This window comes from Microcoleus sp. FACHB-831, assembly GCF_014695585.1.
Lineage (GTDB): Bacteria > Cyanobacteriota > Cyanobacteriia > Cyanobacteriales > FACHB-T130 > FACHB-831.
Genome location: NZ_JACJON010000038.1, coordinates 13,343 through 38,322, shown reverse-complemented (window position 1 = coordinate 38,322; position 24,980 = coordinate 13,343). Strand labels below are relative to the sequence as shown.

General features: G+C 42.7%; 26 protein-coding genes. 9 read left to right on the top strand and 17 right to left on the bottom strand.

Going from position 1 to position 24,980, the window contains the following annotated elements:
* Positions 1–110 precede the first annotated feature (110 nt).
* On the top strand, positions 111–407 hold the full coding sequence (locus H6F77_RS09555) for a hypothetical protein (RefSeq protein ID WP_190487724.1): 297 nt from the start codon (positions 111–113) through the stop codon (positions 405–407).
* Here the strand turns inward: H6F77_RS09555 and H6F77_RS09550 are convergent.
* The gene (locus tag H6F77_RS09550; protein ID WP_190487722.1) at positions 400–1,206 is read right to left on the bottom strand and encodes a hypothetical protein; all 807 of its coding nucleotides are present in this window, start codon (positions 1,204–1,206) and stop codon (positions 400–402) included. The genes H6F77_RS09555 and H6F77_RS09550 overlap by 8 nt on opposite strands.
* A gap of 221 nt (positions 1,207–1,427) precedes the next feature.
* Here H6F77_RS09550 and H6F77_RS09545 point away from each other — a divergent pair, with 221 nt between their 5' ends.
* A complete protein-coding gene (locus H6F77_RS09545; RefSeq protein ID WP_190487719.1) occupies positions 1,428–3,002 on the top strand; it encodes a YcjF family protein in 1,575 nt (524 codons plus the stop codon).
* A gap of 52 nt (positions 3,003–3,054) precedes the next feature.
* Here the strand turns inward: H6F77_RS09545 and H6F77_RS09540 are convergent, their stop codons facing one another.
* From H6F77_RS09540 to H6F77_RS09520, 5 genes are all read right to left on the bottom strand, one after another.
* A complete protein-coding gene (locus tag H6F77_RS09540) occupies positions 3,055–3,894 on the bottom strand; it encodes an SDR family oxidoreductase (RefSeq protein WP_190487718.1) in 840 nt (279 codons plus the stop codon).
* Between the two features lie 324 nt (positions 3,895–4,218).
* Entirely contained in the window at positions 4,219–5,202 is a 984-nt protein-coding gene (locus H6F77_RS09535; RefSeq protein WP_190487716.1) for a RelA/SpoT-related domain-containing protein, read from the bottom strand.
* Positions 5,203–5,213: 11 nt separating this feature from the next.
* On the bottom strand, positions 5,214–6,263 hold the full coding sequence (locus H6F77_RS09530; protein WP_190487714.1) for a DUF262 domain-containing protein: 1,050 nt from the start codon (positions 6,261–6,263) through the stop codon (positions 5,214–5,216).
* A 302-nt stretch (positions 6,264–6,565) separates the two neighbouring features.
* A complete protein-coding gene (locus H6F77_RS09525) occupies positions 6,566–6,832 on the bottom strand; it encodes a hypothetical protein (protein ID WP_190487712.1) in 267 nt (88 codons plus the stop codon).
* The gene (locus H6F77_RS09520) at positions 6,819–7,091 is read right to left on the bottom strand and encodes a BrnT family toxin (RefSeq protein ID WP_190487710.1); all 273 of its coding nucleotides are present in this window, start codon (positions 7,089–7,091) and stop codon (positions 6,819–6,821) included. The genes H6F77_RS09525 and H6F77_RS09520 overlap by 14 nt, the downstream gene beginning before the upstream one ends.
* A 242-nt stretch (positions 7,092–7,333) precedes the next feature.
* Between H6F77_RS09520 and H6F77_RS09515 the strand changes: the two genes are divergently transcribed.
* The 4 genes from H6F77_RS09515 to H6F77_RS09500 all read left to right on the top strand — a co-directional run bounded on the left by H6F77_RS09515 (position 7,334) and on the right by H6F77_RS09500 (position 9,710).
* Positions 7,334–8,314, top strand: coding sequence for a hypothetical protein (locus H6F77_RS09515; protein WP_190487708.1), 981 nt, complete (start codon positions 7,334–7,336; stop codon positions 8,312–8,314).
* A 119-nt stretch (positions 8,315–8,433) separates the two neighbouring features.
* Positions 8,434–8,616 (top strand): element excision factor XisH family protein, encoded by a 183-nt coding sequence (locus H6F77_RS09510; RefSeq protein WP_242022028.1) that lies wholly within the window; start codon positions 8,434–8,436, stop codon positions 8,614–8,616.
* Positions 8,604–8,939 carry a XisI protein gene (locus tag H6F77_RS09505; RefSeq protein ID WP_190487706.1) on the top strand — a complete coding sequence of 112 codons (336 nt, stop codon included), beginning with the start codon at positions 8,604–8,606 and terminating at the stop codon, positions 8,937–8,939. Before H6F77_RS09510 ends, H6F77_RS09505 begins: the two co-directional genes overlap by 13 nt.
* A 117-nt stretch (positions 8,940–9,056) precedes the next feature.
* Positions 9,057–9,710, top strand: a complete 654-nt coding sequence (locus H6F77_RS09500) for a glutathione S-transferase family protein (RefSeq protein WP_190487704.1) — start codon at positions 9,057–9,059, stop codon at positions 9,708–9,710.
* A 329-nt stretch (positions 9,711–10,039) separates the two neighbouring features.
* Here H6F77_RS09500 and H6F77_RS09495 read toward each other — a convergent pair whose 3' ends face one another.
* Together H6F77_RS09495 and H6F77_RS09490 are read right to left on the bottom strand one after the other, a co-directional pair.
* A complete protein-coding gene (locus tag H6F77_RS09495; RefSeq protein WP_190487730.1) occupies positions 10,040–10,987 on the bottom strand; it encodes a putative 2-dehydropantoate 2-reductase in 948 nt (315 codons plus the stop codon).
* A gap of 69 nt (positions 10,988–11,056) precedes the next feature.
* A complete protein-coding gene (locus H6F77_RS09490) occupies positions 11,057–11,914 on the bottom strand; it encodes a histone deacetylase family protein (RefSeq protein ID WP_309228822.1) in 858 nt (285 codons plus the stop codon).
* Between the two features lie 279 nt (positions 11,915–12,193).
* On the opposite strand from H6F77_RS09490, the gene cupS reads away from it, so the two are divergent.
* Together cupS and H6F77_RS09480 are read left to right on the top strand one after the other, a co-directional pair.
* Entirely contained in the window at positions 12,194–12,595 is a 402-nt protein-coding gene (gene cupS / locus H6F77_RS09485) for a CO2 hydration-associated protein CupS (protein ID WP_190487700.1), read from the top strand.
* A gap of 86 nt (positions 12,596–12,681) precedes the next feature.
* A complete protein-coding gene (locus H6F77_RS09480) occupies positions 12,682–13,512 on the top strand; it encodes a hypothetical protein (protein WP_190487698.1) in 831 nt (276 codons plus the stop codon).
* 111 nt (positions 13,513–13,623) lie between these two features.
* On the opposite strand, the gene H6F77_RS09475 is transcribed toward H6F77_RS09480, so the two are convergent.
* The 3 genes from H6F77_RS09475 to H6F77_RS09465 are packed head-to-tail and all read right to left on the bottom strand — an operon-like array spanning position 13,624 to position 14,787.
* Complete coding sequence (locus tag H6F77_RS09475) at positions 13,624–14,031, bottom strand: hypothetical protein (protein WP_190487696.1); 408 nt, start codon at positions 14,029–14,031, stop codon at positions 13,624–13,626.
* Positions 14,032–14,080: 49 nt separating this feature from the next.
* The gene (locus H6F77_RS09470) at positions 14,081–14,620 is read right to left on the bottom strand and encodes a DUF6232 family protein (RefSeq protein ID WP_190487694.1); all 540 of its coding nucleotides are present in this window, start codon (positions 14,618–14,620) and stop codon (positions 14,081–14,083) included.
* 23 nt (positions 14,621–14,643) lie between these two features.
* Entirely contained in the window at positions 14,644–14,787 is a 144-nt protein-coding gene (locus H6F77_RS09465) for a hypothetical protein (RefSeq protein WP_190487693.1), read from the bottom strand.
* A gap of 274 nt (positions 14,788–15,061) precedes the next feature.
* Here H6F77_RS09465 and H6F77_RS09460 point away from each other — a divergent pair, with 274 nt between their 5' ends.
* Complete coding sequence (locus H6F77_RS09460) at positions 15,062–15,865, top strand: pentapeptide repeat-containing protein (RefSeq protein ID WP_190487691.1); 804 nt, start codon at positions 15,062–15,064, stop codon at positions 15,863–15,865.
* A 32-nt stretch (positions 15,866–15,897) separates the two neighbouring features.
* Here the strand turns inward: H6F77_RS09460 and H6F77_RS09455 are convergent, their stop codons facing one another.
* The 6 genes from H6F77_RS09455 to H6F77_RS09430 form a co-directional block, all read right to left on the bottom strand.
* Positions 15,898–16,584 carry a Uma2 family endonuclease gene (locus tag H6F77_RS09455; RefSeq protein WP_190487688.1) on the bottom strand — a complete coding sequence of 229 codons (687 nt, stop codon included), beginning with the start codon at positions 16,582–16,584 and terminating at the stop codon, positions 15,898–15,900.
* 163 nt (positions 16,585–16,747) lie between these two features.
* A complete protein-coding gene (cupA, locus tag H6F77_RS09450) occupies positions 16,748–18,043 on the bottom strand; it encodes a CO2 hydration protein CupA (RefSeq protein ID WP_190487686.1) in 1,296 nt (431 codons plus the stop codon).
* A 148-nt stretch (positions 18,044–18,191) separates the two neighbouring features.
* Positions 18,192–19,709, bottom strand: coding sequence for an NADH-quinone oxidoreductase subunit M (locus tag H6F77_RS09445; protein WP_190487685.1), 1,518 nt, complete (start codon positions 19,707–19,709; stop codon positions 18,192–18,194).
* Between the two features lie 73 nt (positions 19,710–19,782).
* Positions 19,783–21,645 carry an NAD(P)H-quinone oxidoreductase subunit F gene (locus tag H6F77_RS09440; protein WP_190487683.1) on the bottom strand — a complete coding sequence of 621 codons (1,863 nt, stop codon included), beginning with the start codon at positions 21,643–21,645 and terminating at the stop codon, positions 19,783–19,785.
* A gap of 564 nt (positions 21,646–22,209) precedes the next feature.
* Positions 22,210–23,082 (bottom strand): DUF928 domain-containing protein, encoded by an 873-nt coding sequence (locus tag H6F77_RS09435; protein ID WP_190487681.1) that lies wholly within the window; start codon positions 23,080–23,082, stop codon positions 22,210–22,212.
* A gap of 226 nt (positions 23,083–23,308) precedes the next feature.
* The gene (locus H6F77_RS09430) at positions 23,309–24,133 is read right to left on the bottom strand and encodes a DUF928 domain-containing protein (RefSeq protein WP_190487679.1); all 825 of its coding nucleotides are present in this window, start codon (positions 24,131–24,133) and stop codon (positions 23,309–23,311) included.
* Between the last annotated feature and the right edge of the window lie 847 nt (positions 24,134–24,980).

Genomic DNA, 24,980 nt, shown 5'->3' with positions numbered 1-24,980 from the left:
CTTCTATGACCGGAGATATAAACGAGAATTCTCTGAGATGCACCGATTTTACGACCGCCTGTTAGGGGACAACAGTTAATTTACCTGATTTTGGGCTTAACCGAGAAGTATTGGGATTCTTTAAGACCAGCAAACATCGCTTTGGCTTACATCGATTTGGTCAAGGCACCCTGCTGGGAGTATACCGTTGGCTTGTGCTGTCGCTGATTGCTTTTACTCTGGCTCACTGGGCTTACCTATCCACCAACTCATCGCAACTTCCTGACTGGGGAGCTTGTGCCCATCTCGCATTACAAACCCTGTTGCCTGAACTGGTGGTGTTCCTCCTTTTGCTTGAAGTTGAACGAACACGTCCTTTATTAAAAACCTTTGGGTTGGAGCTTCAATTGACAGCAGTAGTCACATAATACATATGTTCTGGTGCAAGATGTCAGTATATATAGCTAAAAGTATGGCAGTTGCAACTGACAACAGTATGCTTATGGTAACGATCTGGAATCGAAGTCTTTCTGCATCAGCTAAAGTAGATTCTGCATACTGAGTATCCTGAGAGGAAAGCTTAATTACTTCCGTTAACTCGTCTGAAAGGCCATCAAATTTGAGCGCTACAGGGCCATTGGTGAAATCTAGAAGTAATTTTTGTGCCGCCTCTCTCTTGTCTAAAGTTAAATTAACCGGATCGATTTGGCTCGCCACTTCTTTTACCTGCCGGAAGTATGTTTCTGGTACGGCTTCGTAAGTTTGTAGAAAGCCTGGTAGCCCCTCAGCGTGTTTGCTGTTTTGATAATTTCCACTATTTGCATAAGCTTTGAGTTCAGACAATACCTGCTCGGTTTCAGCCGCATGCTCCAAAAAATGCAAGTATTCGTCCTGTAACATTTCCGGGTTTTGTGTCAAAGGAATGAACTGTTGTTGGTGCGAACGTGCCTTTAGTACACCCTCCTGCAAGCTATGGAGAAGATTTAGTTCTTGGTTGGCATCTTGGCGTGCCTCGATAGCTTTTTGCTGATAGCGATCGCCCATTATGAACCCGCCAACTGTTCCGCAAATGGCAATTCCAAGGGCAATACCATATCCATAACTAATCTTTTGGCTAACACTGAGGCGGCGAGTTATCCGGTTGAACCAGCCTGAAACGCTGGCTGGCAAAGCTAAAGCATTGTTTGAAGGTAGCTGAGGCTTTTTTGCATTTGGAGCAGAGGTCATTACTCTATCCTCTGGGGGATGTATTTAAAAAGTAATTAAGTATATATTTTGTGGTTTACCAAGCTAGCGAAAATCGCGACACGTCAACTCTAGCATCTGACTTGAGAAAAACTCTGTAATACTCTCTAGTTTAGGTGTGGGAGCATATATTGCTTGTCGCTGATAGCAGACAATGTTTGGGAGATTAAGATCGTAAGCATCTCCCTACTACAATCCCGTCCATGCCCCTGCCGCGCTTATTGACGCTGATTGCTGGCCTCAGTTTAATACTGGGGCTAATGCTGTGGCTGATTATCTCTCTAAATCGGCTCTATATTCAAATTTCTTTTACAGCACCCCTGCTGGCAAATCTGCTGCTGTTGTTGGTAATTGGTCTGCTGGGGATGTTGATTGCTGTGTTTGTCTACTATGTAACGATGGTGCAAGGCAAGCCTGCGCGATCGCGCACTCTGCGTAGCCTTCCCAAAGTCCCGGAAGCTAAGACTGAGGCGGCTGAGGAAACGCTGAAAGCTGTGCGGCGACAAGTAGGACAAATTCAAGATGAAGTAGCGCGACAAGCGTTACTCCTGCGATCGCGTGAAATTGAAGCCAATTTATCTCGCGGGGAATTGCTTGTTGTTGTTTTTGGTACGGGTTCGGCTGGCAAAACTTCTTTGGTAAATGCTTTAATTGGACGCATGGTTGGCAAGGTGGATGCGCCAATGGGAACGACTGAGGTGGGGGAAACTTATTGCCTCAAGTTGAAAGGCATTTCGCGCCAGATTTTAATTACCGATACGCCAGGGATTTTAGAAGCTGGAGTTGCTGGAACTCAGCGGGAACAGTTAGCGCGACAGTTGGCGACAGAAGCAGATTTGTTGTTGTTTGTGGTGGATAACGACTTGCGACAGTCGGAGTATAATCCACTACGAGCATTAGCAGAAATTGGCAAGCGATCGCTCCTGATTCTCAACAAAACGGATCTTTATACAGAAGAAGATAAGGAAACAATTTTAGCCCGTTTGCGAGAACGAGTGAGGGGATTTATAGCTACGTTGGATGTAGTGGCGATCGCTGCTAATCCCCAATCAGTAGAACTAGAAACGGGCGATACCTTACAACCCGATCCAGATGTAATGCCCTTAATTCGCCGAATGGCAGCAGTTCTCAGAGCCGAGGGAGAAGACTTAGTAGCAGACAACATATTACTGCAATCTCAGCGTTTGGGAGAAGAAGCGCGACGCTTGCTAGATGCTCAAAGGCGGCGTCAGGCTGAGAAAATAGTAGAACGGTTTCAATGGATTGGTGCTGGCGTGATTGCAGTAACTCCATTACCCGTCGTGGATTTGTTAGCTACTGCGGCTGTAAATGCCCAAATGGTAGTAGAAATTGGCAGAGTTTACGGCTGCGATTTGAATGTCGAACGAGGCAGGGAATTAGCCTTATCTTTGGGTAAAACTTTGGCAAGTTTGGGAATTGTCCAAGGTGCAATTCAACTGCTTTCAACAGCATTACAATTGAGCGTTGCCGCGTATCCAATTGGTAAAGCAATTCAGGGAGTTACAGCGGCTTATCTTACTCGAATTGCGGGTAAGAGTTTTATTGAATATTTCCGCCACGATCAAGATTGGGGCGATGGTGGGATTACCGAAGTAGTGCAAAGACAGTTTCAATTAAATCGCAAAGATGAGTTTTTGAAAGCATTTGTACAAGAAGCGATCGCGCGGGTAGTCAAACCATTATCAGCTAACTCAGAAACGCTACCACAACCAGAGCCAGAACCAGAGTTAAATAAACCCCAGTCTGACGATTGGTAATATGGCATTACGCCCCTCTCCTTGAAGGAGAGGGGCGGGGGGTGAGGTCAACCTACCGAAGGCTAGAAAAAAGCCCTTCCCAGTCGATAGAAGATGGCCTCGATCCTTTGTTTACTATCTCAAAAACTTTTCTTTCTGAAGCTGGGTTGCTGATGCATTCTACGCAGGCAGCTGCAACGTCAATCCGGCTATTATCGCCGTTTAAAGTATCGCCCGTACCCACGATGACGCCCAATTTTCCATCTGTTGTTGCCTTCATAAGCGTATTTAAATCATATGAAGTGTAGGGGCCATCAATCAGGCGTCCTGGGCGAATAATAGTGTAGGGTAATCCAGAATTGATAATAGCTTGCTCGCCTTTTTCTTTGGCATCGAGTACGCCAAATCCATTAAGAATGCTGAAAGGTGGTTTATCTTTCCGCAAGATACCGCAGGAGGATACAAAAACAAACCGCTTTAGATTTTTTGGGGCTACAGAGACTAGGTTGATAACTCCTAATGCATCGACTTGTAAGGGGCTATTCCTAGCTTTTGTATTGCGGTAATCTGCATCTATAAGTATTTTGCCCCATTCAATTAGACTTTGGAAACCCTTAGCCTGGTCAAGTTGGTCAAAATCCCATTTTGTGGACGGAAAGGCTGTGGTTCCGGTACAACAGATGATGTGGGTAACGTTCTCTACGGCGGAAGCGAGGGTGGCTGATTGGCGTATGTCGCCGATGGCAATTTCCACCCGATTATCAAACATTTTCTGAACTTTTTCAGCGCTGCGGGTGAGAGCGCGAACTGTATAGCCTTTTTCCAATAGCTTTGCTACCGTCAGTTGTCCTACGCCTCCCGTAGCACCTGCGACCAGCACCCGCTCGTTTGCTCTCGCTTGTTGTGAAGTCATGACACCTCCTGCTTAGTTCTGGGTACTGCATCTTAAAAAGCAGCGTACACCAAAGCGATCGCATTCGTTTCTATCCGTTGAAGTATTCTTGGTTTATATCCTCTGTTTTAATTCATCAGAATTTAGCTAATGCACCTGTCCAATATTTTTGGAATTAAAACAAAATAGGATTAATAATAAATTTTGCGGGGGCTTTTTTAGCCTGTTACGTTGACGCAGAGGACAACATTAGCGATCGCATTGGTGACGCCAGCGACGAGCTAGAATACAGCTGGTGGGTTTGGTCAGTCTGATATTAAAAATAGTGCAAAAAGGTTGAAACAGTTAAGTATCATATTTAAAAGCAGAATCAACATTAGAAAAACAATTTGGATAAAGCGTGATCAATTGTTCGGTTATGTGATAATAATACTTTTCCAAAGGCAAAATAATAATTTTATTGTCTACTAAAATCGCCAAAAAATATTGGAGCAAGGAGATGCTAAGAGGAATTTTATTAGTTGGTGTTGCCTGAACTTTTTCTCTAATACACTTAATAACCTCTTGAACTTTGTCCTCTTTCCCAGCACTGGCAAGAATACTGTATAAGTTATCGCAAAAACGAGTTATATCTTTTGGTTTAAGTTCTGGGGGAATTTTTGCTTGCTTAAATAGGTCTTGGGTGGCGACAGCTAATTGACGCTTTCTTTTGATTTCAAGACAGTCACTCTCTTGTATAGTAGGAGATACTTGCTCAAATGCCAGAATCAGTGTGTCTAGCTGTTCAACAGTAGCTTTTATTTGTGCTGCTAAACGGAATCTCTTCCAATCAATTTCAGAACTTTTATAAACCAAATCATGAGTTGAAACTGCCCATGCGTGTTCAAAAGCACTTTTAATTTGAATTTCAAATTGAATATTAAAAATACTTAACGACTGGTCTGCGTTAGCATCTTCCACCCTTTTTAAATGAGCATAAATTCTAGTTGAGTCGAATCGAAAAGTTTCGGGAGATTTTTTATTTTGCCCTCGTCTAATAATTTTACTAATTTCAAAGGTATCTTGACAAAATTGTGTTACTTTTTGTTCTTGATTTAGAGTTGGTATAATAACTGTGCAAGCAAATAAATCATCTAGATCAGACCATTGCTTAAATCTACCCGTTTCAATTTTTTCCGCTAAAGATTCAATCGTTTTAATTCGAGAAGTAAGCGCATATCCATTTTTTTCACAAAAGTTGAGCATTGTGTCTTTGACTCGACTGGCAACTGCATCAACAAAGGGAAGATATTCTCGATAGCGGCGTTCTAAAATTGCAGGATAGATCATAAATCAAAAAATCATAAGTCAATATTTCCTTGAATTACGGATTTTAAAATTTCAATTCTGGTTTTAGTTTTTTCAACTCCAGAGTAAAGTGGTGAAGTAGTAATGGCATTATAATAATTTTGAGCCTCTTGATTTTTGCTTCTATCGGCAGAATCTACTAATTTTAAAAATTGCTCTATCCTCTTAGATGCTTCGGCAGATACCTCTAAAGAGTTTTCACGATTTAATTCTGATATAGCCGCAAATATTGAATAAAAATCGGTTTGATTTTTCATCCTTGTTTTAGATAAGTTTATATCTGGCGGCGATTTTTCTATAAGTTGTTTTATTAATTCGATAACTTGTTTAAATTCATTTTCTATTTCCGCTTTTTCATCCCAGTTAGAATCTCTGTCACTAAAAGCCTGATCCAAGTCTTCTTGACGATATGATTTAACTCCCTCCTCTAAAAAAAGTAAAAGTAGAGCTACTAACTCTACATCTTTCATCTGTTTTTTGGATTGGGAATTAATAGCTGGAAATTTTTGCTGTAGAGCTGAAAACATCCATTCACTCAACTCTTCCACAGTGTTAATAAATAACCCATTAAACTTGGCATGGCGCAGCTCTTGAGGCGTTAACTTACTAACATTGCGGTTAATACGGTCAAATATGTTATTGATAATTGCTTCATCCGAAGATGGGACATACTCAACAGCAAACTGATATTTCCAAAAATCTTGCTTGACTTCTACATCCAAATCTTTGAAGTATTTCCCTCTAAGTCTTGTAATAGTTGCACTTTCACTTACAGGAAATTTATTTTCAGCAAACTCAAACAAAGTAGATAACCTTTGTTTGCCATCAACAATGCTAAATTTAGAGATGCCTTCAGGAGTAATTTCTTGATACAAAAAAATTGCAGGTGCCGGATAACTATTAAGTACAGTATCAATAAAAAAGTCTTTGTAATCTTGATTCCAAACACTGCGTCTTTGATAGGGGGGATCGAGATCGAGGAGATCTCTGTTGTAAAGATCCCAAAACCAAGAAACCGTTTGAAAATTGATTGGTCTACTCATCTGACTTTATCCATAAGAGGGTTAGCTTTAATCAATCCATACTTTGCATGATTTGGGTTTGATCGGTTCATGACTGATGTAGGATTATTCTAGCGATACAAACCCGATCGCCTATCCACTAGGTTGAGTTGATGCAAGGAAAACCAACATATACTCCTGTCCAACATCAACAACAAATATAGCATTTGCACTTCAGTATTGACGGGGATAGCGATCGCACTTCAGCGCTGCTGCTTTCTAGCAGATCGCACTCAGCAGCTAAGGGCACACTTGGTCGGTGCCAACCAACCTTGACTTCAACATTAAGGGCTTTTGTCTGTTCGCTCCAACGAAGGGATAGACTTTATCTTTGGAGCAAGAGCTTGATTTTCTTGCATAACCCCAATCAGAAACCGTAGAGCTTCATTGACTGCCTCAGCATTAGTAAAAATCTCTGCAACATCAGGCTCTAATCGCACAGTTATCCCACCAAAACTCTTCCGTTCAGAGCCTAATTTTCTGACTCGTAAACTCTTTAAATCATATTCTGACCGCAGATCGTCTTCCATTTCTGACTTAACCCTCTTCATAGGCTTCACGTTCGGTTCGCGTTACAACTCTTGCACTAATTAGGCGAATCACATCTCCCCTCTGTGTATACGACACAATTAGTAAACGTCCCCGGTTTGACTTTCCAACAATAAGGTAACGCTCCTCATCATCAGAGTGGTCTGGATCGTAGAAGTCAACATAGAGCGGATCGTCGAAAACGGTTTTGGCTTCCTCAAACGAAACTCTGTGCTTTGACAGATTTCTGGCCGCTTTGTTTTCGTCCCATTCAAAATTCATGGAATGATTGTAACATCAAGCATTTGAAGGGATTTTTAGTGAGAGCTGCTGCTTGGAGCAGCTCTTCGCGATCGCTTATCGCCGTTGGCGGGGTTGATACCAGGAAGCCCAACATCAACGCCAAATGCAGCTTTCAGCGTTGGCGTTGATAGCGATCGCGCTTGTAACTTTTTGTAAAAAGCACGCGCTGCTTAAAATTAGGCTAGATAAGTAAACATCTACTGGAAAAAGGAGCCGAATTGGTGAACCAGCCTATCTCTAAATTGTTGGATAACTTGCCAACCAGCAGCATGACCGTTTATATGCTGCGATCGCTCGATTTTGTCGTTCCTGGCGAGTGGCAAAACGTCGTGGGGTTTGAAAACACTATCCGTGCGGTTACAGGCGTTACCGACAGAGGCCTGATTGAGGAGATTGGTGACAGGGCGATCGCGCTATATAACGACCCAAGAGAGGTTTATCAACAAACTTTATGGCTTTACCAAACAATTGACCGCGCCGATAGCGCTATCGGTGCAGCAGCGCTGGCGAACAAAGTTGGCGAGAAAATCAGCTTCCTAAGTTTTCTAAATCAGCTTACTCCCAAACCTGATACCGTACAAGCCATTGATTTGTGCTTAAAGCTGGTCGTCGAGTTGATTGCCTTTTGTCGGTTGCACGGACTTCCTACCAGCATCGAAGCATTTAGAGCTTCTTTAACAAACTATCACAATGAATCCATAATGCGGATGGCTGCGCTAGTTGCCGTTGATGGATTGATTCCCCTTGGCCCCGACTTCATCCTAAAAGCTCAATCAATTCTTAGCCAACTTAATCCTTCGCAATTAGAAGGAAATACCACCTATCAGAGTATCAATAGTGCAATTCCTGGCGGCACTACGGCTGGTAAATTAGGCTTCATAGGTGAGAGTTTTGCCTCAGTTAACGGCTGGATGAGTAACTTTGTTACATCTCATGGGTTAACGCAACAAAACGTTGTGGGGCACTTACAACAGTTTATGAATACTGCTGATAGTAAGTTGGATTATCTAGCTGCCTTCTTGGATATGTCAACCAACTACTACGAGCATACGGGTATTCAAACTGTTGCTCGAACTTTAATTTTACGAGCAGCCCAAGAGACTGAATTTCAAGGTAAAGACAAGAAGAAAAAGCACAAGGAAAAAGACAAGGAAAAAGAGAAATATAAGGAAAAGGAAAAAGGTAAAAAAAAGAAAGATTAAACTAGGGCGATCGCGCTTGATATTTCCAATTTTTATCGAGCGCGATCGCACAGAGCTGCACCAACTGAGGCGAGCGCCCCTCGCCTTCCCTTTCCAATCCCTCGCACTTGAGACAATTCTTGAACTATAGGCTTGCCCTACAAATGAGCGAACCGGACAGGACGCTATATTTAGCAATACCGTTTGATACGTTTGACTCTTTCTTTCAAGAGCGGTTTGTTCAGGAATCAGTTAGGCTGTATCAACTCAAACTCGTCGTTTACGACCCCCAGAAAGAGGTGGTTATCGAATGGAGAAACTAGAACGCTATCGCCAATACATCCGTAAGCTCTTGACTGAACAGACGACAGTGGAAGATGGAAATCCAGACATTGAGTGCCAGCTTATTTTTGATGCGGAACATGACCACTATCAATTGCTAGATATAGGCTGGCAGGGGCTAAAAAGAGTCTACAACTGCTTCATCCATTTGGATATTAAGGATGGCAAAATTTGGATTCAGCGCAATATGACTGAAGTGGATATTGCGCGGGAATTATTGGAAATGGGGGTATCTAAAGAGGATATTGTTTTGGGGTTACATCCACACTACAAACGTCCGTATACGGGTTATGGAGTCGCTTGATCGCTCCTGATATATAACCTCTACCAAACTGCCTGCTCTGTATTTGCAGTTACAAATTAAGCGTAAGGTATAAACTTGTCAATGTCCGCCTTATTTATAAAGTTGTGAGGTTTTCCCATGCTGACTCTTTATCACGAGCCTGTGTCTCCCAACTCTCGTCGTGTCTGGATTACGCTGATTTTAAAAGGACTTGAATTTGAACTGGTAGAACTAAAACTTAATGGGGAACAGTTTAACCCAGATTTTTTGGCGATTAATCCTTTCCACCACATTCCTGCTTTGGTAGATGATGGCTTTAATATAGTGGAATCTTTGGCAATTTTGGATTATTTAGAGGCAAAGTATCCCACGCCTGCTATGTTGCCAAAAGATGCAAAAGATCTAGCGATTGTGCGGATGGTGCAACTGGTAACAGCGAATGAGTTGTTGCCTGGTATTGCTCCACTATTTCCGCAGATGTTAGGCTTCCCTGGAGGAGATCCAGAAAAAATTGAGCAAGCACATCAGAAAGTTGCAACAGTGCTAAAGTTTTTTGAAAATTTATTAGGCAATCGCCCTTATTTTGGTAGTGAAAATATAACTCTAGCCGATGTTGTTGCTGGAACCGTAATACCTTGGTTGTCGAGAGGGGGAGTATCCTTGAGCGATTATCCTAAACTTAGTGCTTGGTGCGATCGCTTAATGGCAAATCCTGCGTGGCAAGCTACCGAGGCTACACCGGAGGCAATAGAAAATATCAAGTCTATTATGGCAGCTAGAATGGCGCGGTAGAATGCATGCAAATGACATCGCACGCTTGCGATGGATAAGCTCTGAGGCGCTTTAAAAGAGTGGTTTGGTCGGCAATACAAAGTAATTGCCGACCTCAATCCTAGATACTGGAACGATAAATTTAGCTATTTATATCGTTGCTTCAATCGTTAGCCGTTAAAACGCAAACGCAAGAAAAAAAGCCAGGCGCTAGATATAAAATGAAAGAAACCTGAAGATCCTCGCTTGTTTTACAGGGAATTTTATGGTAGAAAATATTTATTAAAATTAATTACCACAACAGGCGATTTTATCAACTGCAAAAAATCAAATTACGAGGATTAAGAACCTCAGCCAATAGAACTGGAATTTTTAGCATCAAGGAACTTCAACTGCTGGTAAAGCGTAGCAATCTGAGGCAATTCAGCACCTGCGTCTTTTGCGGCACGTAGCGGGTTGCCAAACATTTTCTCCACTTCTAGAGGGCGTTTTTCATCGTAGTCAATCTTCATGCTAGTGCGATACGGTTTCATGTTAAGGGTGTAATCGAGCATTTTTTGGATAAAGCTATCGGCGATAATGCGATCGCAGCTTTTTGCACCCGCAACCACTTCACGCATCAACTGTTCGACTAAAGCGCGGGTATGTACATTTGCCATTAGTTCATCAGTTGTTGCGTTGAGAACCACAGAAAGCCCATTGTAAGGAATATTCCAAATTAGTTTCTGCCAACGCCCCAGCAGTAAATCTTCAGTCAATTCAATGGCTATGCCAGCGCGTTCAAAGTCACTACCGATTTGACGCATTCTGTCAGTAACCCCAGCAGGCTGATGATTTGTGCTATATTCTCCAACCGTAATCTGCCCGTAGTCCAAGTGGCGGATATGTCCCGGCCCCACCTTATTTGAACACAAAAAACACAGACCACCTATAATTTTTTGGTTTCCGACAATTTTCGCAATTTCATCTTCAACCCCCAGGCCATTTTGCAATACTAAAACAACGCCATCATCTTTCATTACAGATGGCAGCATTTTAGGCAGCAGATGGTTTTGTGTTGTCTTTAGCGCCACCACTACGACATCGCAGCGCGGCATTTCACTGGCATCGCCGTAGGCGTTAACTTTAGGGAGGGTGAAATCGCCGTCTTTTGATTCAACAACTAAGCCATGCTTGCTGACGTGGTGGCGATCGCTCCTCAGCAGGAAATGCACATCCAACCCTGCATTTTGCAGCCTAGCACCGTAAAAGCCGCCCAGCGCACCAGTACCCAGAATAGCGTAGGTGCGATCGCTCATCGACTCAGGAAATGACCCCATTTTAAACCTCTCCTGTACACAGTATTTTCCTTTAATACTTCTAGAACTTTATTCGTAACTTGCCAACACTTCTACATGACTTACAGCTGCTGATATAGTTACAGGTAGTTTATACCCGCCACCATGACTAGATAGAACTGGACATGATACTCTTTTAGCTAGATCTAGTACATATTTAGTTAATAACTTAAAATCTTTATTAGTCCAATTTGTTACCCCTGCACCGCAGTCATGAATATGAGAGTCATAGCCAGAAAATATCAAGATTAAATCGGGATTACCAGCTATCTGCTCCAGCGCCGAGCTAAAAACAGATAAACTTTCAGAAGCTCTATAGAATTGTCCTTCTAAATTAATTTTTTCAAATAAGGCATCTTCGTACAACTCATATAACAATGGTATATTGCAGTGTCCAACTTCTTTGGCCATTGTAGTTGTACCCCACTTCAACCCAGATGATTTGGCCATGTATAAATCAGCAGCACTATGGATACTTATACAGTACACGCTCTTATCGTTACTAAATATTGACTGAGTTCCATCACCGTGATGAATATCCCAATCTACAATAAGTATTTTATTAAAACCTTGAGTTTGAGCGTATCTAGCAGCCGCCGCTAGAGGATTGAGCAAACAATAGCCGTGTCCCCAAGCCGTATGTGCGTGATGACCAACTAAACTAAAGCAGTAAGCACGCTCTAATACTCCTCTTTTCATGCAATCTATGGCTTCTATCATTCCTCCTAATCCATATAAATAACCGGGTATGCAGTATTCTAATCCTGTACACTCAATACTTAATTGAGGTAATTCATCGACAGCTTTATTTAATGCCATATAGGCTAATTTTCTCAAATAATCATCTGCGTGTACTCTGAGATAATCTTTATATTGAGCTTTTCTCACAGCTAGGGATGGATAATCAATAAGGGCCAGTTCAAGCGATCGCCTAATTTTGCTGTAATGGGGGAATGAGTGACCTACAAACGATAGTAAATCGCTTGATTTAGATGTATAGCAAGTATGAGGATGCAAATAGGTAGCAAATCTGGGCATAATTAAGGACTCAGATCCTAAGCTAGGCACTGGCTCACTTACTATTTTATCTCCTACCAAAAGCGCTATATAAATACAAGATAGTTTACTATTTTTAATAGTGGTTTATTCATAGATGAGGAGAAATACATGGCTGATATTGTTGATATTGCGGTGGGTGCGGGTTCTTTCAAGACTCTCGTGACGGCTGTCCAAGCTGCTGGTTTGGTGGACACGCTGAAAAGTCCTGGCCCTTTCACTGTATTTGCGCCCAATGACGATGCATTTGCCAAACTACCACCGGGAACTATACAAACCCTAGTGCAGAACATTCCCCAGCTAGCGAGAATTTTAACTTATCATGTCGTTCCCGGTAAGTTAATGAAAGCAGATTTGGCAAAAGTTACGTCTGTAACATCAGTTGAAGGTTCACCTATAAGGATTGATTGCTCTGATGGTTTTGAAGTAAAAAATGCCACTGTTTTAGCAGCAGATATCGAAGCTGATAACGGTGTTATTCACGTTATCGACACGGTGATATTGATGGGATAATTTGCGTAAGGTGGGCAATGCCCACCCTACTATTGAGGAATAGAAAATCATAGATATAAAATTTATATTAAGTTGCTATCATTGACTTGCGACCACCGAAAATCGAGGCTGTTAATTGTGCAATTAAGCCATTTAAAGGTTTCTATGCCGACACCGAATATCTAACAGCATGGTGCGGTGGTAGGTGGGTATTTTACGCAGATAGAGACTTTAGTGCAGAGAAAGTTTCGGAATGGATGACTTGGTGGGAAGAGGCGGCTCGACTTTACGAATTTATTACTTTGCAGCCTCAGTATCTTGAGTTAGATCCGCATTTTGGTGAAAGGAAAGTAGTTTCGATTTCACCTCACGATTTTTGGGGAATTGGCAATGGGCGGCGCATTGAAATTTCACGTTCAGCTTTTGATAGCCAACTGATGAGTAGTTGTTGGGATACCAAGGATAAACACGGGATTTTATTTTATGAATTGGGAAGACAAGCTGGGTATCTTTACGAATTTTATAACCATGCAGAGTACACGATAGAATCGTGGCGGCGCGGGTTTCCTATTTATATGGAGAGTATTTGTAGAACTATAGTTGGAGGAATCGACCTATCTCATACTCGGTGGACAAATGGCGTGCTTGAAAGATGGGAACACAGCAATTTAAATTATCTAGACATTTTTGGCCCAAAAGAATTTGAATGGAATCGACACGGATTCGATTTAGGAATTTTGATGGGAGCTTTTTTATTAGAGTTACATGAAAATCTGGGAATCTATTTTATGGCTAGATTCATCCATGAAATTCGCAATAGACCTGGTTCTCCCACAAGCGCTTTAGAAGCAGCATATAAAGTTCAAGATGCCGCCGCTGCTGCCGCAGGTTATGACTTAAGCGAGTTTTTTATTAAGCGCTGGAGATGGCCAAGATAGAAGTAGCGCGATCGCATTCTCAAAGAAGGGATGAGTGCGATCGCTCTTTTTCTTAGCATTCTCTACCGCCGATTCTAGGGAGTTGGTAAAGAGAAGTGGGGGTGCGAGCGTTTATCCTAATCCGAATATTTTCGTAATAAATGGTAGTAGTTTGCTGTACTCTTCTACCAGGTTTGCTGCTTTTGGTAGGCCAAAAATCATTCCTTTGAGCATCGTAGTTGCTCCTTTTGCTCGTTTTTTCATTTCTCCTTCATCAGGATTTTTACCAGCCTCAGCTAGGGCTTTTACTTGCTCTAAAGCTTCCTGTTTGTCGTCTTCACTTAAGTTTGGTTCTACCTCAATTGCTGCTGTGAGTTGAACCAGCAACTCTTTTATTCCAGGGTTTTCCGTTTCTGGAGAAGCAGGTAACTTGTTGATAACAGCCGATACATCTCTAACGTGACTTGATACGTTTCTAGCATCACCGCCTATGATAGACCCTCCAACACTTCCTCCAACATTGATTGATGGCTCTCCCATAACATTTCCTCCAATTTTGATTTATTTATGTTACAAACTGCTGTTACTTTTAGCCTTTTCGTGAGACATCTCCTCCAACGTGACTTGATACGTTTTCAGCATCACCTTTTATGACAGACCCTCCAACACTTCCATCGATTCTGATGGAACTATCTTGTACGTTGACTATGTACGACCCTTCTTTATCACTATCCATAAATTTATATAAGTTTTGAACTACTTTTTTTAAACCTTCCATATCCCTGGTCAAAAATATTGGCCCGCCTCCAGAATTTAGGTATAATTTAAGTCCATACTGATTTGGTTGAAAAGTGTTTAATATGATTCCGAAAAGGGAAAATAAAACTATTGTTATACCCCAACTTCTAGTATCGGGAATGTTGCCAAAAATAAGTCCGATTACAAAAATTATCAAAATAAATTTAATTGGAATTATATTTGCAGGTTTAAATTCGGCTACGCCAAAACCAGTAACGTTGCGAAATTGATAGACATCAGACCCAAATCTGACTGTTTTTTTGGTAATGTATATACTTTCGTTTCTCTTTATAGGATCGGTGTTATTTTGTAAGATGTTATTGGGAGCCATAATTACAACCTCAGAACTGTTTTCTAATCGTTAGCGATCGCAGCTGATACTTGATGCCCTGATGTAATCAGACTCGCATAGATAGCACGGTTGGACGCGCTGATTCTAGCAACGTTAGCCATGAGATCGTCATGGAGATTTGAGGGGATATAGACACTAGGAGACACAGTTAAGCCAGCAGTTAAATAAGCATCAACCGGATACCTGCCTGACTAGCTTCCTTGAGAATGCTGCCCAGTGTTTTTGCCCTTAACATTGCTCTGCCTTTGCAACACCATAGCAACGCGGTATCAGCTTTGACAGTGAGAAAAAGTAATGTAAAAGTAATATAAAAGTAATATTGACCTCCCTTGCGGTAGAATCTCTTTCTAGGTAGGATTGCAACTCGAAGGGGTTACGCTATGCACTATGCGATCGCACACAAGTAAAGGACTTTTACAAATGACCGCTGACGAAGCACTAGAGCTTGTAGAAAATGTACTAGACTACGAGCGGTTAAACAAAGTTCAAGAGCTAGTTTTTAGGGAATCTTGGGAAGGACGGTCTTATATAGAAATTGCTAGAAGCTCCGGATATGAAGCTGATTATATTAAAGATGCTGGTGCTAAACTCTGGAAGCTACTCTCAAAGGCATTTGGGGAGAAGGTCAAAAAAGATAACCTAAAGTCAGCCCTGAAGCGATACTTACGGCGGACTCAAGTGAATGTACAGCGAAATCTGACTATTGAAGTTAACCTCAGCGGAGCAAATCTTAGTGGAGCCAATCTCAGCGGAGCCAGACTATTCGCAAATTTAAATGAAGCAGACTTGGGTCAGGCAAATTTACAGAAGGTAATAATGCCTGATGATAATACTGAATTAGCTGAAGAAGGGCATAATCAGGGAATTCAGTTTAACTCTGAAGACAAAATACATTACTGGAATGGTTTGCGTTTTCGCTCAGATGAAGAGGTGAAAATTGCTGAAGCACTCGAACGCGCCAATGTTCTTTTTTTTCCTAACTCTAAGGTGCGACTTACAACGACTGAAGGCAGACAAAACCAAGAACCTGACTTCTTAATCTTCCACCAAGGCAAGTGGGGGATTCTTGAGGTATTGCATCAAGATACGGCTGCATATGAGGAGCGATCGCGCCTCTTTAAAAGTCATGGCATCTGTATCGTAGAGCATTATGACGCTAACAGATGCAGCGAAGAACCGGATAGAGTTGTGCAGGAGTTTTTGGAGATTTTGAGTCAGGCATAATATTGAAAGTGCGATCGCCTCTTCTCCCATGTCTACTCTGCCTTCAAATTAGCAATTTGTTGAGCAAACCACAAAGCCGCACTACCATTTGTTCCATCATTCAGACGTGCTAAAGTTTGCTCTAATAACCCAATAGGTAGTCCTTCTAGTGCTAGAGACGTGGCGCATTCCTGATACTTGCCATTTGACTGCAACTGAAACGCAAACACTCTTTTCCCCCGCACATCAACTACCCAATATTCAGGAATTTCCAAATCCGCATAAAGTTGTTTTTTCTCATCCAGATCGGTTGCCAGAGTTGTGTCAGAAATTTCGCCAACTAAGTTAGGAACTCGCCACCTATCCAGATCGATGCGACGCGGTTCTCCTTGTTGCCAACGAGGATAGTCATCACCCACGTAAAGCACCAGATCCGGCGCACCTGCTTTTTTTGTTGGTTTTTCCAGTACGCAACGTCCTAGCGAACTGAATATTTGTTCTGGTCTTTGACTGAACCAGACATAAAACAATATCGTAAACAGGTCGCTGATAGTGGCGTGATTAATTCCTTCATTACCCATATTAATTACTAACAGATGTTCCCGATGAAAAAATATCCTCATTCTTTCGATCGTTGAACCGTCGCGATAGGCTAAGTAGTCTTCCCAAGTAGCGGGTTTCCACTCATGCAAAGTTTTTGTAAGGTCTGTCTGAATGACTGTAGAAATTGAAGCAGCCATATGAATAACGTGGATGAGGGTTCTAGAGCAATTGTATCTCACCTTTAATTATTGGATGGAATGCAATTTTAGAGCGATCGCGCTCCTAAAAAAAGCCCCCTATTTCCCAAGATATGCATGGAAATATAGGGGGTTGAGGAGAGATATACAAAAGAGCGATCGCTTATCTATAATCTTGCCTCTGAATATCTCGCAAACGAGCTTCAGGACGTTTGAATCTGTCTAATTGACCTTCAAAAAATGCCCGATTCGCCTGTAAATGCTTCGGATTCTGATCGTCCAAAGGATACAAAAGTGCAGTTCGCAAGGCTTGAATTACAGCAGAAGTAACGCAATACATCGAGCGTTGGAAACTAACGCCTAATTGGATAAGCATATCGTCTTCGCCCCGGCAATGTTTGCTATAGTATTCCACCAGATAAGGTGGCAAGAAATGCAACATATCTTGCATCAACAATGTCGGCGGAATGCCAGCAGTGCCCACCGGGAAAACATCAGCATAAAGAATTCCATAATGGAAGTCTTTCTGATCTTCAGGCACTTGCTTCGCTTGAGCATTGTAAGACTTTGTACCCCGGAAGGGAGCAGTGCGATAGAAAACAGCTTCCACATAAGGTAAAGCCGCTTCGTACAGCCACATGAAGCCCTTTGATTTCGGGATGATTTCGTACTTTTCGCCGCGAATGTAGACGTGATGGTATATAGGACGACCCGCGATCGCAAATATCCCATTCACCAAAAAATTCATCGCCTCCGGTACGCTCCTAATTTTCCCTTCATCATACAGATCTGACATTTCAAAGAAAACCGGAGCCATCACTTCCCAGAACAAGCCCAGATTGCTGTAATAAGACATCTGTCGGCACTGTTCCAAAAACATATCTGGGAACATCTTATACAGTCCCAGCATCGCTGGATTGCCCTTAAAATAAGCCTTAATCGCCCTATCTGCATTGGCTTTATATTCATCGCTATCGAGGTAAGGGTCAAATTGCCCGCCCATTCCTCTGTGCCAAAGCATCGCCTGCATACAAGCTTCGGCAAATTCCATGTTGACGCGATCGTGCCACAAGTGATGTAACAACTTGGGCATTTTGAAAGTTTCACCCTTCTCTATAAACGCCAAAAGTTCAGGATGGGCAGTTGCTTCACCGCGCCATATTCGCAAATCGGCATCATCGCCAGCGTAATGATTGTGCAACTCTAAATACTCCTTTGGCAGAAAGTATTTAAAGAAGGGAAAAGGATTTAAAAATACACGCTCGGCAATATAAAGAAGATCCCGCCAGTAAAAATCCATCGGTACGGCATATGCTTTGTAAAGGCCGATGATTTGCATAAGATTTTCTGGAGTATCTGGTAGCATTGCGCCACCCGCTTCTAGGCGATGAATTACTGGAGCAAATTCATGGTTAGAAGGCGGTAATTTAGTTGATGGCTTAGGTGGAGTTTGTACCATTTTTATCCCCTCTGAATAGATTGCAATATTTTTTGTTTGTAGAGACGGCGATTTATCGCGTCTCTTTCTTGTAAAAACGGAGATTTATCTCATCTCTCTTAATTTCCGACGCAACCGCAAGTAATGGTGGGCATTGCCCACCATACATCTAATCGCTGATAGCTGATGGCTCTATGGTTGTGGCTAGTTGCTGTTGGCTATTAACTTGAACGGTAGCCACCATTGCAGCAGTTGTGTTTTCGCTCCAACGTACTAGCCAATTAGGTTGCAATCCCAACAATAAGATAATAGCGGCTAAAACTAAAGCTGGCGTGCGTTCTTGCCACTCAACTTTCGGATAGTATGCGGTAGCGTTGTCCAGTCTGCCAAAACAGGTGCGGTTGAGCAAAATTACAAAGTAAACTGCCGTTAAGCCGCTACAAATTACGCACACAAGGGTTGGAATTGGGAAGGGAGAAAAACTACCTTGAAGTACCAAATATTCAGCGATGAAGCCCACCATACCTGGAATGCCAGCACTCGCCATTCCCCCTAAAACTAGCAGAGAAGTTGTTAGCGGTAAACCCCTTTGCGGACTCAACAATCCGTTAAGAACATCCAAATCCCTCGTGCCAACTTTTGTTTCTATTACACCAACTAAATGGAAGAGGATTGCTAAGATTAGTCCGTGACTAACCATCTGCAATACTGCACCTAACAAGCTGAGAGGAGTTGCAGCGGCGGCGGCTAATAGGATATAGCCCATGTGACCGATGGAGCTATAGGCTACCATGCGTTTGATATCTTTTTGCGCGATCGCTGTTAATGCCCCATAAGCCGCACTAAATGCTCCGATAGCCGCCAACCCAGGGCCCACAATCGTCCAAGTTTCTGGAAACAACTGCAAACCAAACCGCACTAAACCATAAGTTCCTAACTTTGCCAGTACTCCACCCAGCAAAATCGCTACTGGTGGGGAAGCTTCAACGTAAGCATCTGGCAACCAAGTATGCAGAGGAACTAAGGGAATTTTGATTCCGAAACCCACCAGCAACATTGTGAGCAATATTAGCTGTGTAGTTAAAGGTAATGCTTGGGTTGATATCGAATCTAAATCAAAAGTTGAGGAACCACTTAGCCAAGTTACGCCCAAGAATGCGCCTATAATCAGAATCCCAGAAACGGCGGTATAAATCAGAAACTTCATTGCTGCATAACCGCGCTTTTCTGTTCCTCCCCAGATCGCAATCAACAGATAGAGCGGGATAAGTTCTAACTCGTAGAACAAAACAAAAAGAATCAAATTCTGAGCCGCAAAAGCACCAGCAATTCCGGCACTCACTAGCAGTGCCAAAGAATGATAAAGTCTGGGTCGAGCAATTTTGTCGCTAGTGCTGTAAATAACAATCCATGTCAGCACGCTATTTAGAGCGAGAAGGGGTAAAGACAGACCATCAACGCCAAGGCGATAATTCAATCCAAGTGTTTCAATCCAGGGAATAAACTCCGAGAATTGTAAATTCGCATTGTTAATGTCAAATTGACTTAATAGCCAGAATGTCCATAGTAAAATGCCACTGGCGATCGCCAACGACATGAACCGCGCCCGACTAGCAGATATGGAACCTGGCCAGAATCCGATGACAGCGGCACCTAAAAATGGCAGCCAAATTAAAGCGCTGAGCATAATTTATTGTTAGTGTTTATTGTTGAGTATTGAGGAGTAAGGCGGGCAGTGCCCACCAATTGTCCGTTGCTATTTAAGGGTTAATAACAAGGGGAAACTCAGACAAAATCGGCCACGCTAATAGCAATCCCAAGAAAATTACACCGAGTACAATTGTTAGCGCATAAGATTGAGATTGTCCTGTAGTGCTGTACTTCAAGCTTTGACCGCTGAAGAGGGAAGCTAGACCGACAAAATTAACGAGGCCATCTACTAAGTAACGGTCAAAAAGCGAGATGATGTTGGAAATCAGGCCAATTCCAAAAACAATAGTTATGCGGTAAATTTTGGCTGTGTAAAAGTCGTAAGCAAAAAGATCTTGCAGCGGTTTCCAAGGCAACTGAACGGGCTTTTTCCACATTCCACCTAGATAAATGATTCCGCCAAGGCTGCATCCAAATATGCTTGACCAAATTAGCAGCAAGGCAACGTCTTTATTGAAGGTTGCCCAACTCGGTAGTAGGGACAAACTTTGCAACACCAACGGTAAATGCAAGGTGAAGCCGAGCAAAACTATCATTGGTAAAGCCATCGGCCAAAATACTTCTGGCGATCGCACTGTCATCTGCTGCGGTTTGCCGCCAAAAATTAGCCCGAATACCCGCGTTAAACTCAAGGCTGTTAACGCATTCACCACTAGCAATAAACCGACTAACCAAGGTTGGGTATCCCACAAACCCGAAGCTAATTTCAGCAATGCCCAAAAGCTGCCAAGGGGGGGAAATGCAATTAACCCCAAACTTCCCACTAAAAAGGCTAACCCGGATATCGGTCGCCGCGACCAAAGACCGCCCAGTTGAGTTAAGTCTTGGGTAGTGTTATTCCAAATTATCGCGCCGATGCTCATTACCAAAAGAGCCATCGCGATCGCGTGTGTCAATACTAACAACAGTGCTGCATCTTCTTGTCCGGTACCTACAGCAATAAATACCAATCCCATGTAAACGCTGACCGAATAAGATAAGGCGCGTTTGATATCAATTTGAGCGATCGCAATCAACGAAGCGCCCACCGCTGTCACAGCACCAATAAACACTGTCGCCGACAAAACGAAGGGCGAAAGGGCTATAACTGGTTGCAGCTTAATCAGCACCCAAGCACCAGTCGCCACAACTACAGAGTTCCGCAAAATTGTGCTGGGAAGCGGGCCTTCCATCGCTTCATCCAACCACAAATGCAGGGGAAATTGGGCACATTTGCCCATTGGGCCTGCAATTAAAGCCAAACCCAACAACGTGGCTACTTTAGGGTCTAAATTTGCTGTCTGCGCCCACTGTCCTAACTCGGTATAATTCCAGGTTCCGGCGATAGGCAATAGGGCAAGGACTCCCATCAGCAGAATTAAATCCCCCACGCGCTTGGTTAGGAAAGCATCGCGTGCGCCCGTTACCACTAATGGCTGGCTGAACCACAGTCCCACTAGCAAATAAGTACCCAGCGTAAGGATTTCTAGAATTACATAGCTAAAGAACAAGGAGTTGCACAGGGCTAAAGCACACATTCCTGCCTCAAACAGTGCTAGCAAGGCATAGAATCGTGCCCAACCCCAGTCCATCTCCATATACCCGATAGCGTATGTCTGCGCTAGCACGTTCAACGCCGTCACTAGGACTATAGCTGCAACATTAACTGGCGAGATTTCCACCGGGAAAGATAAGTCCAAACCCGCTGCCCTAAGCCACGTAAAAGTTATCTCTTGCGCTGGCTGATTCCAGATGGCTTGCAGAGCGATCGCGCTATGAACCAAGCCCAATAAGGTCATCAACAAGTTCAAGTAGCCAGCAGGTCGCGGCCCTGTGCGACTCATAATTCCGGGCGACCAAGGTATTGTCAAAATCGCGCCGATTAAGGCATAGCAAGGCACCAACCAAATAGTATCTACGAGCAACTTAACCATTAAAATTGCCTCAAAAGTGCAGGAACACACAGCCCCCTATAACCCTGAATATTTCTTACGCATCCAGGGTTATTGGCGAAGGCATATTTATATTTTTTTAATCTGTAAGCTCTAGATTAATCTGTAAGGTGCTTAAAGGGAATTCCTAAACTAGAGAATTAATCGATTGTAACTCTAACTTTGGCTTATAGTTCTGAATGATTAAATAAAGTTATCAGTGCAATATCACCGCTCAATGATTTAACAGCGATCGCAGCCTTATCGTCGAGAGAGCGTAATTTTACACTAAGAAGCGCGAGGCCATAATAAGTTTTGCATCGCTTTTTATGAACTATACCAATTGCGTTTGAGTTTGACACATATTCTCTAATTGCTCCCCCCTTAATAAGGGGGCTGGGGGGTATGAAATGTAACATTAAAAAAACCAATTTGTATTACCCGCCTGCGTTGGCGATCGCGCATAGCACAGCATCAAATACAAAAAGCGCTAGCTCTCGAAGAGCTAGCGCTTTCCACACCATCACAGTGCTGGCACGCATATCGCCATTTTGGATAATTAGCGCTTTATTGCTGCTGTTCTCCAGTTAATCGCGCTGAAGAGTCCGCCGTGCAACAATTAATTATGGGCTTTTGAGCAATTTCGCCTAAACCAACCGCAGCATCTGTGAGCATATCGCTCCACTGCCTTGCCACATTTATATCGTTAGGGTTGTTTTTTCGTAACTCAGCTAAAGTTTTCACCGTTTCTGTCCAAAGGCCCGCTTCTGCATAGCGGTCAGCACTTTCCAGAGTTGCGGGTTTTTGTAACTCCAAAGCAAGGGTAATAGGAGCTGGTATTCGTTGGATTGTGCCATAGACCATTCTATCTGCGGCTCGGTCTTCAGAGTCACAAACAAGTGTAAGCACCCACTGATATTTCTTACCAACCTCAAGCAGTGGTAATTTTCCATTAGCAGGTATACTGACGCTAACGATACCAGGGGTTTTACCGATCGCCACCGTTGTCATTGCAACTACATTTCCCTCCTCCTTGGATGTCTCTTTTGCACCCTGGTTTTGATACGGCGCAACCTCTTCTTTATAAAGCCTCAACTCTGCTTGAGTGGCCTCAGTTTCAGGAATATACACAAATACTGTTGGCGAGTCGGAGGCAGTTAACCCGATATTAGTAGTTTGGGGCAATACTGCTTTCATTGACTCCCCTCGCGGGAGGCAACCACCACGAGCGGCTCCCCCTTCTCGATTACCTGACGCTCCCATAATATTTGGAATTCTGAATTTAAGACGTCTAATACTTGGTCTGGCTACTCCCGGACGATTAAATATTGGGCTAACGCTCTGCGGTGGTTTTGCTATTGCCAAGCTAGCACTCATCGCCATTTCCACAGACAACGCCACTAAAATTGATGCTCTTGTTAAAACAGATTTTGTGTCCATAATCCTTTTCCTTTGCTACGTTAAACCTGTATCTGACTTAATATTCGCTTACATAACCCTGATTGAATAGAGTTGGCAATAACCCTGCTAATTTATCTTGCTAAGGTAGCGGCAACCCGCGAGCGCTTTTCCTCAAAAGGAACGTTTCCCCCATACCCATTAAAATAACTCTCGAACTGCAACAATCAATAATTACCTTGCCGTTTAGCTTTAGTAAAAGATATTACTATTTTCCAGGTAATTCCGCCGAGCTTGTCTCCGTCTTGCAGCAATCAACGAGGTTTTCTAGGGCAATTTTACTCAAACCAACATCGTTCAACAGGTTTTGCCAATCCTGTTTTAATCCTGCATCGTTAGGATTTTCTCGACGTAAGGCAGCTAAAGAAGTCAGGGTTTCCTCCCAATAGCCAGCCTCTGCATAGATACTTGGAATTTGGCGCTTGTTCTTAACGTTCCGTAAATTATTTACTAGGGTAACAGTCTGTTGTTCTCTTTGAAGCCAACCCTCTACCCTCGTATCTCCAGCTCGATCCTCAGAGTCACAAATAAGTGAAAATGACCATTTATACTTTTTCCCATATTGTAGTGGTAGCCCTTTTGCATTAGCAGGAATACTTATACTAGCGATACCACCTGTCTTAGAAACGGCGACTTCTGTGCTGTATACTGGATCGTTAACATTAGTTTCTTCATACAGATTAAACTCTCCTGTGTTTGCATTAGTTGCAGGAATATACACAAATAATGTGGGAAAGCCATTTGCTGTTAATGCGATATTAGTATCTGGCAACAACGCTATTATAGAATTGCCTTCAGGTACGCAATCTGTCCCGCGAACTGCTCCCCCTATTCGATTACCCGACGCTGCCTTGATACCGGGAATTTTGAATTTAAAACGTTTAACGCCTGCTTTGATTGCTTCCTGACGATTAGATAGCGGGTTAAGGAGCTGCGATGGTTTGGCTGTTGCTACCAAGCTGCCACTTATCGCCATTTCCACAGACAAAGCCACTAAAAATGATGCTTTTGTTGAACCAGATTTTCTGCCCATAATCCTTTCAATTTGCAGCGCCAGCCCTGGCTCTGGCTGATATACCCAAGAACTTGACCAGGCAAGTTAAGCCAACATAAAAAGACTCTTTTTGTTGGGAAAAGTTCCCGTCCTTCCAGGCAAATTTATTTAAAGCCTACAGGTAAATAACAACTAGCTGAGCTGACGTTATTAATATTAGCTACACCGTAGTTCTGTTTTATTTCGCATTTTATATGACCTTATTCATATCTTTTTCTTAGTTTGTGCTTTTTGCAGGCGCGATCGCGTCCGCTAGATAAATTACCCCTACTCTAAACATTGGTTGATCTTAGGCAAAATTTTTCCAAGCAAATTTAACCATTGTGGCACTTATGCTACAACCTGCTTGAACGTGAAATCGTTCTGGGTAAAACCCATACTCGATCAAAGCATCCCAAGCCTCAAAGACATGATAATTCTTAATTTAATGTTACAAAAACAGCGATCGCGCAATTTTACTTTTTAACATCTAATTTCTATTAGATGCTTCGTATGTCATGTAACGAATGTGGCGATCGCCCGCAATGCCTAATTTTCACCAGCTTAGAGAATTTTGACACAAGCGGGACTTTAAAAGGCGTGGGATTCAAGCTATACCAACAAAGCCTCTTAATTACCCTGTCATTAGTTCTAGGCTGTTGCCTGCAAGCCCAGAAAAAGTAACATTAGTAACCCTTTTGATGGTTTTCCTCAGTCCGAGAATTACCTGATGTAAATCAATAGCTTAAATTATCTCATCCTCATAGAAAAGCGATCGCACTTATAGCCTTACCTATAAGCTTGCTCAAAGAGCCAAAACTTTTACCTATCCTCAAAAATCCTATGT

Excerpts from the sequence above, each read along its gene's own strand:
- H6F77_RS09445 (WP_190487685.1), bottom strand. The coding sequence starts at position 19,709 with ATGCTCAGCGCTTTAATTTGGCTGCCATTTTTAGGTGCCGCTGTCATC.
- H6F77_RS09540 (WP_190487718.1), bottom strand. The coding sequence starts at position 3,894 with ATGACTTCACAACAAGCGAGAGCAAACGAGCGGGTGCTGGTCGCAGGT.
- H6F77_RS09435 (WP_190487681.1), bottom strand. The coding sequence starts at position 23,082 with ATGGACACAAAATCTGTTTTAACAAGAGCATCAATTTTAGTGGCGTTG.
- cupA (WP_190487686.1), bottom strand. The coding sequence starts at position 18,043 with ATGGTACAAACTCCACCTAAGCCATCAACTAAATTACCGCCTTCTAAC.
- H6F77_RS09430 (WP_190487679.1), bottom strand. The coding sequence starts at position 24,133 with ATGGGCAGAAAATCTGGTTCAACAAAAGCATCATTTTTAGTGGCTTTG.
- H6F77_RS09535 (WP_190487716.1), bottom strand. The coding sequence starts at position 5,202 with ATGATCTATCCTGCAATTTTAGAACGCCGCTATCGAGAATATCTTCCC.
- H6F77_RS09530 (WP_190487714.1), bottom strand. The coding sequence starts at position 6,263 with ATGAGTAGACCAATCAATTTTCAAACGGTTTCTTGGTTTTGGGATCTT.
- H6F77_RS09440 (WP_190487683.1), bottom strand. The coding sequence starts at position 21,645 with ATGGTTAAGTTGCTCGTAGATACTATTTGGTTGGTGCCTTGCTATGCC.
- H6F77_RS09505 (WP_190487706.1), top strand. The coding sequence starts at position 8,604 with ATGGAGAAACTAGAACGCTATCGCCAATACATCCGTAAGCTCTTGACT.
- H6F77_RS09470 (WP_190487694.1), bottom strand. The coding sequence starts at position 14,620 with ATGGCTCCCAATAACATCTTACAAAATAACACCGATCCTATAAAGAGA.
- H6F77_RS09545 (WP_190487719.1), top strand. The coding sequence starts at position 1,428 with ATGCCCCTGCCGCGCTTATTGACGCTGATTGCTGGCCTCAGTTTAATA.
- H6F77_RS09525 (WP_190487712.1), bottom strand. The coding sequence starts at position 6,832 with ATGAAGAGGGTTAAGTCAGAAATGGAAGACGATCTGCGGTCAGAATAT.
- cupS (WP_190487700.1), top strand. The coding sequence starts at position 12,194 with ATGGCTGATATTGTTGATATTGCGGTGGGTGCGGGTTCTTTCAAGACT.
- H6F77_RS09460 (WP_190487691.1), top strand. The coding sequence starts at position 15,062 with ATGACCGCTGACGAAGCACTAGAGCTTGTAGAAAATGTACTAGACTAC.
- H6F77_RS09455 (WP_190487688.1), bottom strand. The coding sequence starts at position 16,584 with ATGGCTGCTTCAATTTCTACAGTCATTCAGACAGACCTTACAAAAACT.
- H6F77_RS09550 (WP_190487722.1), bottom strand. The coding sequence starts at position 1,206 with ATGACCTCTGCTCCAAATGCAAAAAAGCCTCAGCTACCTTCAAACAAT.
- H6F77_RS09495 (WP_190487730.1), bottom strand. The coding sequence starts at position 10,987 with ATGAGCGATCGCACCTACGCTATTCTGGGTACTGGTGCGCTGGGCGGC.
- H6F77_RS09475 (WP_190487696.1), bottom strand. The coding sequence starts at position 14,031 with ATGGGAGAGCCATCAATCAATGTTGGAGGAAGTGTTGGAGGGTCTATC.
- H6F77_RS09500 (WP_190487704.1), top strand. The coding sequence starts at position 9,057 with ATGCTGACTCTTTATCACGAGCCTGTGTCTCCCAACTCTCGTCGTGTC.
- H6F77_RS09520 (WP_190487710.1), bottom strand. The coding sequence starts at position 7,091 with ATGAATTTTGAATGGGACGAAAACAAAGCGGCCAGAAATCTGTCAAAG.